Annotated in this window: 11 protein-coding genes; 4 read left to right on the plus strand and 7 right to left on the minus strand. The window is 48.7% G+C overall.

What is annotated here, in order from left to right; translation table 11 throughout:
* The first annotated feature begins 111 nt into the window (after positions 1-111).
* The gene (locus QUA56_RS06880) at positions 112-4260 is read left to right on the plus strand and encodes a DNA-directed RNA polymerase subunit beta'' (protein WP_333355254.1); all 4149 of its coding nucleotides are present in this window, start codon (positions 112-114) and stop codon (positions 4258-4260) included.
* 718 nt (positions 4261-4978) lie between these two features.
* On the opposite strand, the gene QUA56_RS06885 is transcribed toward QUA56_RS06880, so the two are convergent.
* Positions 4979-5374 (minus strand): response regulator, encoded by a 396-nt coding sequence (locus tag QUA56_RS06885; protein ID WP_333354928.1) that lies wholly within the window; start codon positions 5372-5374, stop codon positions 4979-4981.
* 868 nt (positions 5375-6242) lie between these two features.
* Between QUA56_RS06885 and QUA56_RS06890 the strand changes: the two genes are divergently transcribed.
* From QUA56_RS06890 to QUA56_RS06900, 3 genes are all read left to right on the plus strand, one after another.
* Positions 6243-8795, plus strand: a complete 2553-nt coding sequence (locus tag QUA56_RS06890; protein ID WP_333354931.1) for a DNA topoisomerase (ATP-hydrolyzing) — start codon at positions 6243-6245, stop codon at positions 8793-8795.
* Positions 8796-9034: 239 nt separating this feature from the next.
* Entirely contained in the window at positions 9035-10489 is a 1455-nt protein-coding gene (locus QUA56_RS06895; protein WP_333355257.1) for an ABC transporter ATP-binding protein, read from the plus strand.
* Positions 10490-10614: 125 nt separating this feature from the next.
* Positions 10615-10767: a chlorophyll A-B binding protein gene (locus QUA56_RS06900; protein ID WP_194063436.1), complete on the plus strand. Its 153-nt coding sequence runs from the start codon at positions 10615-10617 to the stop codon at positions 10765-10767.
* Positions 10768-10978: 211 nt separating this feature from the next.
* Here the strand turns inward: QUA56_RS06900 and rpoD are convergent, their stop codons facing one another.
* The 6 genes from rpoD to trxB form a co-directional block, all read right to left on the minus strand.
* Positions 10979-12148, minus strand: a complete 1170-nt coding sequence (rpoD, locus tag QUA56_RS06905; RefSeq protein ID WP_333354934.1) for an RNA polymerase sigma factor RpoD — start codon at positions 12146-12148, stop codon at positions 10979-10981.
* Between the two features lie 692 nt (positions 12149-12840).
* Positions 12841-13002 carry a hypothetical protein gene (locus tag QUA56_RS06910; protein ID WP_333354937.1) on the minus strand — a complete coding sequence of 54 codons (162 nt, stop codon included), beginning with the start codon at positions 13000-13002 and terminating at the stop codon, positions 12841-12843.
* Between the two features lie 796 nt (positions 13003-13798).
* Positions 13799-14431 (minus strand): DUF4276 family protein, encoded by a 633-nt coding sequence (locus QUA56_RS06915; protein WP_333354940.1) that lies wholly within the window; start codon positions 14429-14431, stop codon positions 13799-13801.
* Between the two features lie 18 nt (positions 14432-14449).
* The gene (locus QUA56_RS06920) at positions 14450-15658 is read right to left on the minus strand and encodes an AAA family ATPase (protein WP_333354943.1); all 1209 of its coding nucleotides are present in this window, start codon (positions 15656-15658) and stop codon (positions 14450-14452) included.
* A gap of 145 nt (positions 15659-15803) precedes the next feature.
* Entirely contained in the window at positions 15804-16688 is an 885-nt protein-coding gene (locus tag QUA56_RS06925) for an ABC transporter permease (RefSeq protein ID WP_333355259.1), read from the minus strand.
* Positions 16689-16865: 177 nt separating this feature from the next.
* Positions 16866-18236: a thioredoxin-disulfide reductase gene (gene trxB / locus QUA56_RS06930; protein ID WP_333354946.1), complete on the minus strand. Its 1371-nt coding sequence runs from the start codon at positions 18234-18236 to the stop codon at positions 16866-16868.
* Positions 18237-18818 lie beyond the last annotated feature (582 nt).

An 18818-nucleotide genomic window follows, 5' to 3' on the forward strand; every position in this document is an offset into this window, starting at 1 on the left:
GACAGTTGTCAGTGGTGAGCTTTCGGGCCAACAGCGAACAGCGAACAGCGAACAGCGAACAGTCAACCGTCAACCGTCAACAGTCAACTGTCAACAGCGATCGGTGAACTAATAAAGGACAGCAGAGAAATGACAGAAAATAAGGAAATTGTTTTTCGCAATCGAGTTGTTGACAAAGGTCAGCTCAAAAAATTAATCTCTTGGTCTTTCATGCACTACGGAACGGCCCGTACAGCGCAAATGGCCGACAAACTCAAAGACTTGGGTTTCCGCTACGCCACAAAAGCCGGAGTCAGCATCAGCGTAGACGACCTGCAAGTGCCGCCGTCAAAACGATCGCTCCTAGATGCAGCGGAAGAAGAAATCCGCATTACCGAACAAAAATACACCAGAGGCGAAATCACCGAAGTCGAACGCTTCCAAAAAGTAATCGACACCTGGAACAGCACCTCAGAAGACCTCAAAGACGAAGTAGTCAAAAACTTCCGAGCCACAGACCCGCTCAACTCGGTCTACATGATGGCCTTCTCCGGCGCGCGCGGGAACATTTCTCAAGTGCGGCAGTTGGTGGGAATGCGCGGATTGATGGCTGACCCCCAAGGAGAAATCATCGACTTGCCCATTAAAACCAACTTCCGCGAAGGACTGACAGTCACCGAATACATTATTTCCTCCTACGGAGCGCGCAAAGGCTTGGTAGATACAGCCCTGCGGACGGCAGACTCCGGCTATCTCACTCGCCGACTGGTGGACGTATCCCAAGACGTAATCGTGCGCGAAGTAGACTGCGGCACCCAGCGGGGAATTCGAGTGCGGCCGATGACGGACGGAGCAACAGTGCTCATACCCCTGAAGGACAGGCTGCTGGGGCGCGTTTTTGCCCGAGATGCGGTGCATCCCAAAACCGGGGAAATCGTGGCTTACGGCAGCGAAAAAGCCGTCCGAAATCAGCCGATTACTGAAGAGTTGGCGGGGGAAATCGGTAAAGCAGGGGTGGCAGAGGTGTATTTGCGATCGCCCCTGACTTGCGAATCAACGCGCTCGGTTTGTCAGCACTGCTACGGCTGGAGTCTCGCCCACTTGCAAATGGTGGACATGGGAGAGGCGATCGGGATTATTGCGGCTCAGTCGATCGGGGAACCGGGAACCCAGCTCACGATGCGGACTTTCCACACCGGCGGCGTATTCACCGGCGAAGTCGCCAAACAAGAACGAGCGCCTACAAGCGGCACAGTCAAGTTTAAGAACTTGCGTACCCGCTCTTTCCGCACCAGACACGGCGAAGAAGCACTGGTAGCAGAAAACAGCGGCAAGCTCGTATTTGAAGGCGAGGGCTTTGAAGAAGGCAAATCCGGGGCCAAAAATCAAAAACTGAAAATTGAGCTGGCGATCGCCCAGGGTTCTACTTTGATGGTCAAAGACGGACAGCACGCCATTCCCGGTCAAGTTTTGGCCGAAGTGCCCATCGCCGGTCGCGCCGCCCGCAAAACTACGGAAAAAGTCACTACCGACGTAGCCTCCGACTTGGCGGGAGAAGCCAAATTTGCTGACTTGGTGCCAGAAGAAAAAACCGACCGCCAAGGCAACACCACCCGCACCGCCAGCAAAGGCGGGCTGATTTGGATTCTCTCGGGAGAAGTCTACAACTTGCCCCCCGGTGCCGAACCTGCGGTCAAAAACGGCTCTCGGATTCCCGCAAACAGCGTCATCGCCGAAACTAAACTCGTCTCCGAACACGGCGGCGTAGTCCGCATCGCTGACCCCAGAGAAATCGAAATTATCACCGCCCAAGTCCTGCTCGACCAAGCCATCGTGCGCGCCGAAAGCGCGGGCGGCCGCGACCACTACACGATCGAAACGGCTTCTAACCAGCGGTTTTCGCTCAAAACAGCTCCCGGAAGCAAAGTCATCAACGGCGAAGTAGTCGCGGAATTGCTCGACGACAGCTACCGCACCGCTACCGGAGGCATTGTCAAGTACGCGGGGGTGGAAGTCCACAAGCGGGGCAAGGCCAAACTCGGCTACGAAGTAGTCAAAGGCGGCACCCTGCTGTGGATACCCGAAGAGTGCCACGAGGTCAACAAAGATATTTCCCTGCTGCTGGTGGAAGACGGCCAGTACGTCGAGGCCGGTACCGAAGTAGTTAAGGATATTTTCTGCCAAACCAGCGGGGCGGTGGAAGTCACTCAGAAAAACGACATCTTGCGGGAGATTGTGATCAAGCCCGGGGAACTCCACGCAGTCGATCGCCCGCCCCTGACTTTTGGGGAAGGTCAAATTGTCAGCGCCGGTCAGGAAATTTTCCCCGGCTTGGTTGCCGACAAATTGGGCTATGCAGAATATATCGAAACTCCCGAAGGCCCCGCTTTGCTGCTGCGGCCGGTCGTGGAATTTCCAGTGCCCGACAAGCCGCCCGTACCTTCTCAGACGGCGCTCAACGAGTCGATCTCCCTCAAAGCAGTCCAGCGGCTGCCCTACAAGGACGGGGAGCGCGTCAAGTCGGTGGAGGGATTGGAATTGCTGCGGACTCAGCTTATTTTGGAAATCGGTTCCGGGGCTCCGCAACTGGCAGCAGATATCGAGCTGCTGCCGGATGAACCCGAAGCTCTGGCTTTTGGAGCCGACGGTTCCGGGCCTGCTTGGGCAACGCCGGAGCCGGTTGTGGCGTCGCAAGAACTGGCGCTGCCTGTTGACGGCGAGAACGAGTCGCCTTCGAGGATTTTCCGCTTGCAGTTGGTGATTTTGGAATCGCTAGTAATTCGGCGCGACGTGTCCGCAGACCCGACTCAGGGCAGCACTCACACGCGGCTGTTGGTAGAAGACGGCCAGTCGATCGCCCCTGGCGCAGTCGTGGCCCGCACCGAGATTCTCTGCAAAGAAGCGGGCATCGTCCGGGGCATCCGGGAAGGGCACAACGAACCGGTGCGCCGCCTGCTGGTGATGCGCGATGCCGATTCTATTTCCATTTCTGTGGCGGGTACGCCAGCAGTAAGGGACGGTCAACTGCTGGTTGCAGGTACCGAAGTAGCTCCGGGAATTATTTTGGAAGAGTCCGGTCAAGTGGTCAAGGTTGTACCTGCCAACGGCTCCGAACCGGCGAAAATTGTGCTCAGGGTGGCTCGCCCTTACCGGGTTTCCGGGGGTGCGGTGCTGCACGTAGAGGACGGCGATTTGGTACAGCGGGGCGACAATTTGGTGATTCTGGTGTTCGAGCGGGCAAAAACCGGGGATATCATTCAGGGTTTGCCGAGAATCGAGGAACTTCTGGAGGCGCGCAAGCCCAAGGAAGCTTGTATTTTAGCCAAGCGGCCGGGGACGGCGAGGGTAGTTACGGATGACGATGTTGTCGAGCTGGCGGTGATTGAGGATGACGGCCGGATTGAGGAGTATCCTTTGTTACCCGGTCAAAACCCGATCGTTTCCGACGGCCAGCGCGTCGGCGTCGCCGAAGCTTTGACGGACGGGCCTGCTAATCCTCACGAAATTCTGGAGGTGTTCTTCCACGTGCTCAAAGAGCGGCAGCCTACTTTTGAGGCCGCTTTGGAGAGTTTCCAACAGGTGCAGACCTTTTTGGTGAATGAGGTACAGTCCGTTTACCAGTCTCAGGGTGTGGATATTTCTGACAAGCACATCGAGGTGATCGTCCGCCAGATGACTAACAAGGTGAGGATGGAGGACGGCGGCGATACTACTATGCTCCCGGGCGAGTTGGTGGAACTGCGGCAGGTGGAACAGGTGAATGAGGCGATGTCGATTACTGGCGGGGCTCCGGCTGACTACACTCCGGTGCTGCTGGGGATTACTAAGGCTTCGCTGAATACTGATAGCTTTATTTCGGCTGCTTCGTTCCAGGAGACTACCCGGGTGCTGACTGAGGCTGCGATCGAGGGTAAGTCCGACTGGCTGCGCGGTTTGAAGGAAAATGTGATCATCGGCCGCCTGATTCCTGCGGGGACTGGGTTCAATGCTTATGAGGATGCTGGGGTTCAGGATGCGGCTTTTGACGGTGCTGTGTTTGATGACGAAATCCACGATTTGCAGGAGGATGTGGTGCTCGACGATAGATCGGCGCGCCGCGCTTATACGATCGAGAGCGGTTTTGAGATTGGGCGCGGGTCTGACATTGAGGTTGATGAGGATTTTGAGGAAGTTGAGGTTGATGAGGACGATTTTGTCGCCGAGACTGATGATGATTCCCTAGGTGAAGTGGCCGACGAGGATGACGATCTCGGTTACGATTTCGACGAGGACGAAGACTAATCTCATGTTTTGAGATTGCCGCGCAGCAAGCAATAATAGTGAGCTGCGCGGAGATTTTTTGGTTTTTCGCGATCGCACGCCCCTAAGCACATGAGTTGAAAAATCTTAAATTCTTTTTCTCAAAACTTAAAACTCAGAACTCATAGCATTGTGCCATCGGCACATCCAAAGGAAGAAGGAAGAAGGTATTCGTCAGAAGGCATAAGTTAGAATTCCAGAAAAATTTATAATTCAAGAGTTTTAATGGTTTGTTAGTTCAAACAAAAAACTCTTTGTTCCTTCTTTACTCTTCCTTCTTCCTTCTTCCTTCTTCTGTCTGTATGTATCGTTCACTGCAGCACAAAACTTGGCTAAACTTATTTAAGTCTTACCATTCAATCAGGATTGCTCCTGAAGAGTATGCTTCTTGCTTCAGCCAAGGGAGTCGGCTCCTTCTTGTCCGCAGGCGTTAATTCGGATGGAGCAACGCCCTAATTGAATTAATTTTAGTTGAAGCTTTTAGCCATGAGTCATCCAATATTTTCAACCAATTTAACTAAACGCGGACTCCCGTTCGACATTGTAACAGGCTGGTCAGTTTTGACTTGCACGCTCGGTTTACTCTCCCAGATAATTAAGCCTTTGTTTTCGGCACTGATGTCATCATACCGCCCAGAATGTTGACCGATCGACTAAAGTATGACTAAGTTTAGTAAAGTTTTTGACCGTTTAGTCCAACTTACTCAGGGAGCAAAGCCTTGATCTGATCGACAAACTCTTGATGGTCTACCACAGGTTTAGAGATGTAACCGTCGGCACCGCTTTGATTCAGAAAAGTTTCTCTATCACCGGCCATCGCGTGAGCTGTCACCAAAATAATCGGCAGCGAGGCCGTTTGCGGGTCAGCCTTAAGGAGTTGAGTAATCTTGATGCCGTCAACAGCTTTTCCCTGATACACGCTGCGCGAAAGAGACACATCCATTAAAATCAAATCAGCTTCGCCGTTCGCAGCAATCTGCATCACCTCTTCAACATTTTCCGTGTGCTTCACGGCTAAGCCCCCCCGCTTAGTCAGAATTTTGGAAAAAACCCGAGCATTAACCAAATCGTCCTCTACAATCAGAACGGTTTTCATAAATAAATATGGGAAGTATGGAAACTTTGCGACTTTAGTCCAAAGAAGAACACGGCACGGGGATTACATTCCCCGTCAAAAATGCAGAGTTTTTAGCGCCATCAGCCGGGAACCCTGCAAAACCCGTATTTATATCCTTGAGCTACTAGCTGTGAGAGGGTGTACAGATGCCCAGAAGCATCCAGTACCATCATTTAGACTACTACACACAGACAGTTTAGTTGTTTTTTTAGAACTAGACCTGACACTGGCGAGAGTCTCAAGATTCCCAGCTAGGCGGTTTCTAGTATCCTCTCTTTCGATCGAGCCTCTCGTTTAGAGTCGGGGATGTGTGACAATTATTTTGTTTCCTGCTCTTAGAATAAAGCAATGTTTATTCACATACTCCCGCAGCAGCATTCGGCGTAGCGAATATAGCGGGGGATTTTTGGGGATGCCCAATTCTCAGTTTGGACCGATCGAGACGGCTTAAAAGATCGACGCTTTTGTTCATCAAGCTGCGGTCAGACTCTCCCGCTCGCGAGGAGAGCTTTTGACTGCTGAATTCTTAAAGATCGGCATTGTGAGCGATTATAAGGAAAAGTAGGACTGTGAATCAACCTTCTCACGGCGGGCGGTAAATAGACAGGTAGGCGCAAATGAAGGCAACATAGAGGTTAGGGTAAGAGTGGAGAGTAAGAGGCAACTGTTGCCAGTCTTCGGCACTCTGATTCTTGTTTCACAAGTTAAATTTATTTTTATTCTCCAACTGGGCGGTTGGGTCGAACTTTCGGTTCGCCTGCGGCAAACGCTTTTCACTCGAGACAGGCAACCTCGGCATTATTGACAGAGGCTGTCTTCACTCAGGAATTAACGGACACAAGGACTCATGGCTAAACAACTCAACCTACTTTCCGGGCAAGTAATTTCTACGCCTCTGCACGCCGAGATGCAGCAATCGTACCTCGAATATGCCATGAGTGTGATCGTCGGGCGAGCTTTGCCTGATGTCCGCGACGGTTTAAAACCAGTTCACCGTCGAATTTTATACGCGATGCACGAACTCGGTCTGACGCCAGACCGACCTTACCGCAAGTGCGCCCGGGTCGTTGGAGATGTTTTGGGAAAATATCACCCCCACGGCGACCAATCGGTTTACGACGCTCTGGTACGCATGGTTCAGGAGTTTTCGAGCCGCTATCCTTTGCTTGCGGGTCACGGCAATTTCGGTTCGGTGGACAATGACCCGGCGGCTGCTATGCGCTACACGGAAACTAGGCTGGCACCGATCGCCCACGAAGCTATGCTAACCCAAGTCGGCGATGCAACTGTTGATTTTACTGCTAACTTTGACAGTTCGCAGCAGGAACCGACGGCGCTGCCTGCTCAGTTGCCGTTTCTGTTACTCAACGGCTGTACTGGCATTGCTGTGGGGATGGCAACTAATATCCCGCCGCACAATTTGGGGGAGGTGGTAGACGGTTTAATTGCTTTGATTGAAAACCCGGAACTATCTGACGAGAAGTTGATAGAACTGATTCCGGGGCCGGATTTCCCGACCGGAGGGGAAATCGTCGCTACAGAGGGCATTGTTGACGCCTACACTAAGGGTCGAGGCAGCATTGCGGTCAGGGGTGTGGCCGGGGTGGAAGAGGTGCCAGGTAATCGCAAGGTTCGCACTAAAACGGCGATCGTGGTGACGGAGTTTCCGTTTCAGGTCAATAAGGCGGCTTGGATTGAAAAGGTGGCGGAGTTGGTCAATGCCGGCCGCCTCGACGGTATTTCTGATTTGCGTGACGAGAGCGATCGCGAAGGCATTCGAGTTGTGATTGAACTCAAGCGGGAATTTACCCCAGAAGCGGTTCTGGCTCGCCTTTACCAACAAACTGACCTGCAAACAAATTTTGGCGCGATTTTGCTGGCAATTGTTAACGGTCAACCGCGACAGTTGACGCTCAGACAATTGTTGCAGGAATTTCTGGATTTCCGGGAAGTGACTCTTACCCGCCGCTACAATTACGAGTTGCAAGCTGCAGAACGCCGCTGTCATATTGTCCAAGGCTTAATGTTGGCTTTGACAAATCTCGATACAGCGATCGACATTCTCAGAAATTCTCCTGACGGCACTACTGCTAAGCAAACTTTGCAAGTTCGCCTCAATTTGAGCGAAAGTCAAGCTGATGCGATTTTGGCGATGCCGATGCGCCGGCTGACTGGTTTGGAAAGGCAAAATTTGCAGTCTGAGTTTGATGAGTTGATGGCTAACATTCAAGAATTGCAGCGGTTGTTGAGCGACAGGCGCGAACTTTTGAAGGCTTTAAAGAAGGAATTTCGATCGCTCAAACGCAAGTACGCTGACCCCCGCCGCACTAAATTCGCCAATGGAACCGGACGCGCAGCCAACGCCGAACCACAATTTTCTGGTAAGAAAAATTCTGCGGTAAAGCAGTTGTCGCCGGCAACGATTCAGCCTAACTTATTGCCCGCTCTAGAGCCAGAGGAAACTATTGTTGAATTTTCGCACAAGCAGTACGTGCGGCGCTTGCCGGCTGGAGAAAAGCCGCGCTCCAAAAGTCGCGAAAAATCGGTTTCAGCTTTAGAAAAAAATGAAGATTTTATTGTGACGGCAAAGCTGACGAAAACCGATCGCACTTTGGTCGTCTTAACTCCTAACGGGAAAGCTTATCCGCTGAAAGTCGCCGATATTCCTAGTAGTAGCGCCAAAGACCGGGGAACGCCGATCGTTAGTTTGTTGTCCCCGAGTGCTACTAAAGAAAGTGCCGGTCGCGCTTTGTCGGAAATCACAGTTGCACACTTTATTTTGCCGGACAATTCGGAAGCAGCGGATTTAGTAACTCTGACTCAGCAAGGGAAAATTAAGCGCTTGCCGATGCAGGAATTTGTTGATTTGACTAATCGCGGCGTTACTGTTGTTAAACTCAAGGATGACGATCGGCTGCGCTGCGCGAGTCTGGGCAAAGTCGGCGAGCAAGTGGCGATCGCAACTTCAGGAGGCCGAGTCCTCCGGTTTGATATCGATGACGAACAACTGCCGCCAATGGGCCGCGCGGCCCAGGGATCTCAAGTAACCAGGTTGCGGAAGCAGGAAGAGTTGGTGGGCTGCATCACTCTCGACCCGGACGACAGTCTGGTGCTATTTTCGGAGTTGGGTTGGGCAAAACGAATGCCTGCGGGTTCTGTCAGACTTACTAACCGCGGCGAAATTGGCACTCAAGCTTTTCGCTTCGCAGAACCTAAAGATGCTTTAGTTGGCTTGCTGCAGGCTGTTCCGGGTACGGATGTCAAACTTTTTACTAATTCTGGCCGCCTGCTGCGATCGGCTACTGATGCTATAGCTTTTTGGGGGAAAGATGCTGCGGGCGATCGAGTTTTTGACCTCAATCCGGGTGAAAAAATCATCAAAGTTATCAGCAGTCAATAATCATTGGGCATTGGGCATTGGGCATGGGGCATTGGGCATTGGGCATTGGGGAATTAATCTGACTTTTTCCATCTGACATCTGACTTCAACATCCATCCGTTAAATCATTTAAATCCTGTACACTGCTCGTTACCGAACTTCCTCCTTCCTTGAATATCTCAATTACCAATGCCCAATGCCCAATGCCCAATGCCCCATGCCCAATCTAAAATCTAAAATCTAAAATCTAAAATTGTTTGATGGCGCAAGTTGTATTAGAAAATATCTACAAAAGTTTTCCGCTCCGCCAAGGAGAACAGGAAAAAGAAGCAAACAGCGTCGCAGAAAGTGTCTCGCCTGCGGTCGATCGCCCTTCGTCTAACAGCGTTTTGCGGCGCATTAACCTGACGGTCGAAGATGGGGAATTCATGGTGCTGGTGGGGCCTTCGGGCTGCGGAAAAAGCACTTTGCTGCGCTCGATCGCCGGTTTGGAAGTTTTGACGGCCGGCAATATTTGGGTTGGCGATCGGGTGGTTAACGATTTGCCTCCTAAAGACCGAGATATCGCTATGGTATTTCAAAATTATGCTCTCTATCCTCACTTAACAGTTTACGATAATCTCGCCTTTGGATTGCGCCGCTCGGAAAGAGAGAAAGAAGAAGGAAGAAGGAAGAAGGAAGAAGGAAGAAGGAAGGAGGAAGAAGGAAGAAGGAAGAAGGAAGAAGGAAGAGGGAAGAAAGTAGAAGGGATAAAGGGGAAGATACAAGGAGAAGAAGGAAACATCCAGAAGATAGAAAAAATTAGGAATAAGGTAGAAGAGGTTATTAATTATTTAGCTTCTAATTCTTTAAATAATCATCAAGTCTATCCTTTGTTTGAGGACTTTTTAGGAGGAGCAACTCGGAAGCTGCCTCCCGGTTTGCGCTATTTGTCGGAACGGGAAAAGGCTGTAGGAAAACGAGTGCGAGAGGTAGCTGAATTATTGCAAATAGAATCTCTTTTAAATCGCTTGCCGAAACAACTTTCGGGAGGGCAAAAGCAGCGGGTAGCTTTGGGTAGGGCGATGGCTCGAAATCCTGAAGTTTTTTTGATGGACGAACCGCTATCGAATCTTGATGCGAAATTGAGGGCGGAAACTCGATCGCAAATTGTGCAGTTGCAGCGACAGTTGGGAACTACAACTATTTATGTGACTCACGACCAAACTGAGGCGATGACTATGGGCGATCGGATTGCTATTATGAATAGAGGTCAGCTTCAGCAAGTAGCTCAACCTCTAGAGCTTTACAACAAGCCGGCTAATTTGTTTGTTGCTGAGTTTATCGGTTCTCCGCCGATGAATTTTTTGTCTGTGGAATTTAGTGCTCCGCTGTTGATTTCTCACCCGCAATTTCGCTTTACTTTACCCGATATTTGGGCAAGAAGTCTACAACAATATGACGGGCGAGGGCTAATTTTGGGCATTCGGCCGGAACATCTGAGCATTCACCCTCCGGCTACGAAAAATCTTTCGGTACAAGTGGAAATTGTAGAGGCTTTGGGACACGAAACTTATTTGCGGGTCTGTTTGACGGATGCTCCGGCCGTGCGGATGCAAGTGCGGGTTCCTCCTGAGCGATCGATCCGAGTTGGCGAGGAGCTTTGGTTGGCCATCGCCCATGACAAAATTCACTTGTTTGACCCCGATACCGAGTTGGCTATTTTTCCTCGTTAGGTAAAATCATTAAGGTCGATCGACCCTTGTGACCGATATCACTTTCACAAGTTCGCACTTTTTTCAATTCAATGTTATATTTATTTACATAAGCCTTACAAAAGTTAACGAAAGGAGTTCGCACTATGCAAGAACAAAAACGCAACGCTTGGAACTGGGGCTTCAGCGAAGGAGCCGAAAATTGGAACGGTCGTTTGGCGATGATTGGTTTCTCTGCCGCTGTCATCATCGAATTGGTTTCCGGTCAAGGCGTGCTTCACTTTTGGGGCTTGATGTAATTTTCTAGTTAAGACTTTTGTCACACTGCAAAGCTTGGGAGTTCCGTAACGGACTCCCTAAATTTTGGCAGCGCGGTTTGGGCAACAAATAGCCAATTGCTCCGTGCAGTTAGCAGCACAAAGTTTAACAGCTATAGCTCAAACCCGGGCGGGGGGTTGCCCCCCCAAAAAGAGTGCGAATCACTCTTTTGGGTGATGCTAGCAAATTACTCTAGCGGATATATTCTTTTAAGATGCTGTTGCGGTTGGGATGGCGTAACTTCCGCAGGGCTTTAGCCTCGATTTGGCGAATCCGCTCGCGAGTGACGTTAAAGATTTGACCAATTTCCTCCAAGGTCTTCATCCGTCCGTCATCTAAGCCGTAGCGCAGCCGCAGTACATCCCGTTCTCGGGGGCTGAGAGTATCCAAAACGCTTTCCAAGTCTTCCCTGAGCAAGTTTTTTGAGACTTGATCTTCTGGTGTTTCCCCGTCAGATTCAATAAAGTCTCCCAGACGCGAGTCTTCCTCTTTGCCGATCGGAGTTTCTAGAGAGATGGGCAACTGTGCGGATTTAGCGATGAAGCGCAACTTCTCGATCGTCATCTCCATGCGAGTAGCAATTTCTTCTTCTGTAGGCTTGCGACCCATTTCCTGAGACAGGAGTTTGGTGGTTTTCTTGATCCGCGAGATGGTTTCGTAAAGGTGAACCGGCAGGCGGATAGTCCGGGATTGGTCGGCAATTGCCCGGGTGATGGCTTGACGTATCCACCAAGTTGCGTAGGTAGAAAACTTGTAGCCTTTTTCGTGATCGAATTTTTCAGCAGCCCGGATCAGACCCAAAGAGCCTTCCTGAATCAAATCTTGGAAAGACAAACCGCGATTCATGTATTTTTTGGCGATCGACACCACCAAACGCAGGTTTGATTGCACCATTTTCTCCTTAGCCCGCCGACCGACGTGAAGTCGGTGACGGAATGCAGGTAGTGCCATATCTACAGCATTCGCCCATTCGTTGTCTTTGGGCTCGCGGTCTAACTCTTCGAGCAATTGTTCTCGAACTCGCTCTAATTCCAGCAAATCTGCAATCTTGCGGGCCAGTTCAATCTCTTCGTCGGCTCGCAGCAGCCGAATCCGACCGATTTCTTGCAGGTAAAGACGAATAGAGTCTTCGGTATAATGCTTTTTCTTTGCCTGAGCCCGACGGCGGGCTTTGACGCCTTTGCCAGATTTAGTGTCGTCCTCCTCAGATTGAGAGTCTAGAAAATCTTCTCGATCGTCTTCTTCGTCGATAAAGAGTTCCAACTCGCTCTCAGGTAGAACGCTTTCGGCGTTCCGAAGCAACTCGATTGTTTCCATTTCGGGTTTAATTTTGGTTTCGAGTACGGTGTTAGCCTGGATCATGCCGCCTTCCTCATGCTCCTGAATTGAAGAATAAATAACAGTGGAATAGTGTCTGTTTGTAGTTTAGACAAGTTAGCCAGTATTGACATTCCCGCAGGAAAAAATAGTGAGATTTTCGGTCCGATCGCTGAATCTGTTACCGAAATTGCACCAGTTTTTACGACGAGTCAAAGTTCAAGTTCTGGTTTGAATTAGCGATCGCGTTCAATGGATCGCAGACTTGAACGTCGCGACATCGAATTGAGCGTGCGGCTTTTTCTTTCGCAGCGAGTTACCGCATCATCTGCGATAGCTTGCCCAGGGAAGCGAACCCAGAGATGCGAGCGATCGCACCTCGAAAAATACTGGCTTTTTTACTCGGTACTTCGATCTTTTACCCGTACAAGTTTTTCGGCACGGAACCCTCTAACTTTTGTGTTCGAGGTGTCGAACTTTTGATTCGCCTGCTGTTTTCACTCTGGTTGTCAGACATCACAGTTGCACGGAAAACTTTCGCCACCTTGGATGCGGGTCTGCTGCCTCAAATGCAACAGCAGAGGGTCGAAGTACCAAACGTTGAGAATCGGATCTTGCAAAGACCTTTCCGATTGTAGCCTTTCTCACAAAAAATGGAAGTTGTTTTCCGTTTTTTGTCAAGAACTAGGAAAACTTTGTCAGCTTAGCTTGACAATACTAACTCATGTCCGGCTCTGCTAAATCCTGAGAACGGCCCGCAAAAACTTTGGCACGATCGAACGGCGCTGTTTTCTGCGCGTATCTGGGTGAACATCTGCGGCGTAGTTGGCCAGACAGTTAGCAGACAATTTTTGACTTGCCGGAATTAGGACCAATACAATCCGTGTAGATGCACCCATCTTTACCCTGTTTCCCTGAATTGAATCATACGCAATCTGCGATTGAATAAAGCTCGTAGCTTTAGTTGTAAAGCCGGCCGCTCTGGATTAGAGACCGACGATGACCCCAAATGAAGCGTTGCGGGTTTAGTAGTGCAACAGGGGCTTTCTTTGTTAAGTTAGCTCAAATCTCAGAAATTGGGTTTAATTTTGACGTTAAATCACATTAAGTTCTTAACGTCACATTCTCATTTAAGCAGTTCGACACGAGTTTGTCGCGTCAGCGACAAAAACCACCTGGATAAATTCTACTGAGAGTTAACCGACCGCGCAACTCCCGGCAGCAGACTTCTCTAAAATTTGTTGGCTTGCGCGATCGCACATTCTCACAAACAACACAATTTGCCATCTGGCGGAAGTATAACTTCACAATTGCTTGAAATATATCGTGACAGTGTAAAGATTCAATAAAGCCCTTCCATCAATTTTAGGTAGCCTTCCCAAATTGTCTTGATAATTTCAAGCAGACGGAACAAAATCCACAGCCGACGTTGCTGCAACTGCCGGCAGATGATAACTCCCCAAGGGAAGGAAAATTTACCGACTTAGCGATGTGCTTGCTATTGTTGGAGAAGGCATAAGCTGCAGGATGCGCTTAAAGATGTTGAACGGTAGGACGCTGGTGCGATCGCTCAAACTTTTGTTACATTTATTTACAGCGTGTCCTCCGAAAGCGCGGATCTAGCTTTGATATCTAAATCATCGATCGCCCTCCTAGCTCAGCAATGACGAGAGCGAAAATTGTCTATAAAGTGGATTATACCTGCTTACTATTGATGATTTCTAATAAACCTTGATAAAAGACTTGGAAGCTTTTAGAGCGATTTAATTCAGGATTCATATATTGAGAAATATCGCTAGAGGCTTTATATTTTTCTAGTCCTCCCGGATGATATCCAGCTTTTTGCAGGACTCTTTCCAAAGCCTCCCATGTACCCCCTTTAATAGCATCGGGGTCGCGATACGGTTGTTGATTAGCTAAATTGGCAGAGACTTTAGGATAAGCTTGGCAAATTGCTTGAACGTCTCCAAAAAACCATGCTTCTAATTCTTCTACCACAATTAGATTTAAGACTTGAAATGATTTATCTCTTTGACAGGAAGATTTAGTTATTAATCTGGCTAATCTTGCTATATCTTCTAGTTGCTTTTTTAAATTTAGACAATCTTCTCGATCTTCATCTATTAAAATAACAATTTTCCAATCCGGGGGAAGCCATGCTTGATAACCTTTCAAACGATTAGGCAAGTTAGCAAGTAAATCTCGTTTTCCTCGAAAAGCATGAATCTTAGAGCTAACAGTCGGTGGCAATATTTTCGGCAAAAGCTGGGTCAAAGCTGATTCTAGGGATGCTTCTTCCACTAAAAACTCAAGATGCAAAATCCTCACCTTCTCTTTATTTTAAGTTTAAAATAATTGCGGTGCACCCGCATTTTTAAGCGGATTTCCCACATCAAAGAAATCTTCCATCCACAGCGAACCCAGTAATGCACCGTGTTCCATAAATTCTTTGACTCCCTGCATATCTGCGGTTCTTTTTGCTTGAGTAAAACCTTTCTCATCTCGATATAATACCCATAATTCCTCTGGCTTCAAACTATCCACAAAAAAGGGAGAATGCGTTGTCACCATTAATTGAGTATTCGCAGAAGCAGAACGACATTCTTCTGCAAGCTGAGGTAATAATCGCGGGTGTAAATGATTTTCTGGTTCTTCTATCCCCACTAATTGCGGGGGATTTGGGTCAAATAATACTATCAAATAAGCTAAGAGCTTTAACGTACCATCGGAGGCAAATTTTGCCAGAATAGGATGAGAAAAAGGAGCATCTTTAATCTCCAACAAAAGTCTGCCATCCTGCATGATAGATGCTTCGACTTTTTCGAGGCGTGGAATACGATAGGAAAGGGTTTTTAATATGTCTCCTAAACGTTGGGGATGTTGTTCCTTGAGGTATTGGATAACATTGGGTAAATTGTCACCAGTAGGGGACAATCTTTCCTGTGCGCCTGCTTCGGTAAGGCTGCGGGTATGATCTGCGGTTAAATATGATAAATACCAGCCTGTAATAAAACGTCTTAAAGCACTAACACGGGGATGTTTGGCAAATTGTCCTAATGTATTTACTGCTAAAAATTCAGATGATTCTAGTTTTTCGGTTATCCTTTCACCTTCTTCATCAGGACTTTCGCCACTAATGACTTGTCCTTCCCCTTTTTTGAAGTTTAAAAAGCGAAAGGGTTGTCCAGATTTTCCGCGTCGCCACTGCAACCATTCTTCAGCAATGAAGGGACGATTATTTTCTTCATCTATAGCGAGATGATAGGTAATTAAAGGCGATGCGGATGTCTCTCGATATTTTAATTCAATGATAATGCAGCCTTCAGTGTCTCTGGTACGTAATTCTCGAAATCTGCCCCGTCTATCCCAGGCTTTTCTTAGGCTTTCGGTGAAACATTCGGATAGGAAAGCGAAAACATCGAAAATAGTTGACTTTCCGCTACCGTTGGGGCCTAAGAAGACAGTTAAGGGGGTGAGATTTTTGAGTTCTAGATTGTGCAAAGCACGGTAATTTTGGACTTTTAGATATTCTATACGGGGAATATTTTTCATCATTTCACCTCCTCAATTATAATCTCGGTTTTTTCCATCCTAATTTATCCTTTAACGAACCGCGAAGACGCGAAGTGCGCGAAGGAAGAAAAGAGAAGAATAAAAAACTAAAGTCCTGACTGCGAACTTAATTTAACCGCGAGACAAATTACTGCTGATTCCGCAGCCGAGGGTTAACAAATTCGTTTAATCCTTCCCCCACCAAAGACAGTCCCACCACCATTAAAGTCATCGCCAAACCGGGAAACAAAGCCGTCCACCAAATGCCGGTAGGTAGCGCATCTAAAGCTAAACGCAAGTCGTGTCCCCATTCGGGAGTTGCTTCGGGAAGTCCTAATCCGAGAAATCCTAAACCTCCTAATGTTAAAATTGCATCGGCAGCGTTGAGCGCAAACAGCACCGGTACGCTCTGAATCACATTCAGAAACAGGTAGCGCGAAAGCACTGTCCAAGTGTCAGCACCCATTGCTCGCGCGGCTTCGACAAATAATTCGGTTTTGACGCTGGCGGTGTGATTCCTGACGACGCGGTAGTATTGAGGGATGTAGGAAATGCTCAGGGCGATCGCAGCATTCAAAACTCCTTTTCCCACTACAAACGCTAGCGTCAGAGAAAGCAGCAGCCCCGGCAAAGTATAAATTGTATCCATTAAAAATAACAGCACTCGATCGAGCTTGCCGCCCAAATAACCGCTAACCAAACCCAGCGGCACACCGATAAACAAACTCAAAGCAGTGGCTAAAATTACCACTTGCCAAGCCGCCCGAGAAGCAAACAGCGTGCGGGAAAACACATCGTAGCCGCTGCGGCTAGTACCGAACCAATAATTCGCCGACGGCGGTTCGTGGATGGGGTTAATCAAAGCCTCGGTAGGATTTTGCAGCCATCCCCAAGCTTGCATAGCTGGAGACAAGGTGGCTACCAATACAAACACGGCAGTTATTGTCAAACCTGCCCACATCATTTTCATTGACAGGCTTGACGGTGAGGCACTGTTGAGAAATCGCGGCAGTCGGAGGCGGCTTTGAGCCATAATTGATAGTTGGTGCGTCAGATTTGTTTTCATCAGCATATCAATATTTACCGAAAACCATAGGAAGACTTTTTAACCGCAGATAAACGCAGATACACGCAGATGTAATCTTATCTGCGTTTATCTGTGTTCATCCGCTGACATCTGCGGTTAAAAAGTCTTCGCTAATTTGCCTTTCTACAAATTACTGGCAATTAACTCGCGGTACTGGCTTTTCGGCTTAACTCCTTTGAGCTCAGCTACCAAATCTTTGTCTTTGAAATACTGAATCGTCGGCGTACCAATCACGCCAGCATTTTCAGCAATGTCTGGATCTTCTTCAATGTCGATTTCCACGTAGTGGATTTTGCCCTCGAACTCATCTACTACTTTGCTCAAAATCGGCTTGAGGCTGTGACAAGGGCCGCAAGTCGGAGCGGAATATTTGACCACAATCAGCCGATCGCTATCGTGGAACAACTTCCGCAGAGCATAACCTCCTTCGTGGCGCGTGTCTGTGATATCAAAGTTCTCGCTGGTTTTGCGAACTTTTTGAGCTTCCGGCGCTGCTGCGGGTTGCTCGGATTCCTCGGTTTGATGGAATTCTTGCGTTAAATCGTTGAGTGACAGCCAACGTTCTGCCAGCATCGCCCCCATGCAGCCGCTGCCGGCCGCAGTGACGGCTTGGCGAAACTCGTGGTCTTGCACGTCGCCGACGGCGTAAACTCCCTCGACGCTGGTTTCTACCGAACCGTGTTTGGTGGCGATATAGCCTACTTCGTCGAGGTCTAGCTGACCTTGGAACAGTTGAGTGTTGGGAGTGTGACCGATCGCGTAAAACAATCCTTTCACCAGCAAATCGCTTTCGGCACCCGTCTCGATATTTCTAATTCTCACCCCGTCCATTTTTGCGCCCGGTTCGCCCAAGACATCCACTGCTTCGGTGTTCCAGTGCACGGTTATTTTGGGATTGCTCAGCACTCGGTCTTGCATGGCTTTGCTGGCGCGCATTTGGCCGCGCCGCACCAGCATATGTACGTGAGAGCCGTATTTTGTCAAATAAATAGATTCTTCCGCTGCGGTGTCGCCCGCGCCGATGACAGCTAAATCTACTCCTTTAAAAATAGGGGTAGCGCCGTCGCAAATCGCACAGGCAGAAATGCCGTGACTCCAAAATACGTGTTCGCTAGGCAGCCCCAGCCTTTTCGCCGTCGCGCCTGTAGCGATTACTATCGTGTGGGTTTTGATTTCTCGGTCTTCCGATCGCACTGTAAACGGCCGCTGGCTCAAGTCTACCGAAATTACATCTTCTGTGTATAATTCGGCACCCCAGCGCACTGATTGAGCTTTCATCCGATCCATGAGCTCCGGCCCGGTGATGCCTTCGGGGAAACCGGGGAAGTTTTCTACTTCTGTGGTGGTCATCAGTTGACCGCCGGGGACGCCTCCCGCTTGGTAGCCTTCAAACACTACGGGTTTCAGGTTTGCCCTCCCGGCGTAGATGGCTGCTGTGTAGCCTGCTGGGCCTGAGCCGATAATCACTAAGTTTTCTACGGTTTGTTCGGTCATAGCTATTTAGTCAAACTCATAACGACTTCGTTTTACTAATTCTAGCAGAGTTCGATCGAGTTTGGTTTGATGCCATTGCGCGATCGAGCATCTGTATCTATTTTTGAGGGTCGATCGGTCTTCGGGGCAACTCCAGCTTGTTTTATAAGCAAAAACAATCTAAAAGTCGATTTAGTTTTAAATGTTCGATCTATTTTGACCGCTGAAATCTTAAGAAAATCTAAAGACGACCAAAATTATTGACTTCATTCTCAATTATTTTACCTATTTACTTGCTTTGAGGCTTGTGGTACGATTTTCACAATCCAGGGGCATTATGACTAATTTGACTTTTTAACGCTGAAAGCCTTTAAAATCGTAAAATTAACGAACTCGCAAATGTAATAAGTACAATAGTTTATGCAAAATCCGCATTTTGTGGTTTAAGAATTGTAACAGAGATTTTGCTTGATTTGACAAAATACATGATTTGTGGTATGTAAGGTGCGATGGGGGGAAATTCGATCGAGCTTTTTAACCGCTTCGGAAGCACAGGCGGGACGCCCGTGCCACAATTAACATAGAATTTTGTACTTGCGTCTG

The organism is Microcoleus sp. N3A4 (assembly GCF_036701805.1).
Classification (GTDB): domain Bacteria; phylum Cyanobacteriota; class Cyanobacteriia; order Cyanobacteriales; family Microcoleaceae; genus Microcoleus.

Coding starts and splice junctions, on each gene's coding strand:
- QUA56_RS06885 (WP_333354928.1), bottom strand. CDS start 5,374: ATGAAAACCGTTCTGATTGTAGAGGACGATTTGGTTAATGCTCGGGTT.
- QUA56_RS06890 (WP_333354931.1), top strand. CDS start 6,243: ATGGCTAAACAACTCAACCTACTTTCCGGGCAAGTAATTTCTACGCCT.
- QUA56_RS06895 (WP_333355257.1), top strand. CDS start 9,035: ATGGCGCAAGTTGTATTAGAAAATATCTACAAAAGTTTTCCGCTCCGC.
- QUA56_RS06900 (WP_194063436.1), top strand. CDS start 10,615: ATGCAAGAACAAAAACGCAACGCTTGGAACTGGGGCTTCAGCGAAGGA.
- rpoD (WP_333354934.1), bottom strand. CDS start 12,148: ATGATCCAGGCTAACACCGTACTCGAAACCAAAATTAAACCCGAAATG.
- QUA56_RS06910 (WP_333354937.1), bottom strand. CDS start 13,002: ATGGGTGCATCTACACGGATTGTATTGGTCCTAATTCCGGCAAGTCAA.
- QUA56_RS06920 (WP_333354943.1), bottom strand. CDS start 15,658: ATGATGAAAAATATTCCCCGTATAGAATATCTAAAAGTCCAAAATTAC.
- QUA56_RS06925 (WP_333355259.1), bottom strand. CDS start 16,688: ATGGCTCAAAGCCGCCTCCGACTGCCGCGATTTCTCAACAGTGCCTCA.
- trxB (WP_333354946.1), bottom strand. CDS start 18,236: ATGACCGAACAAACCGTAGAAAACTTAGTGATTATCGGCTCAGGCCCA.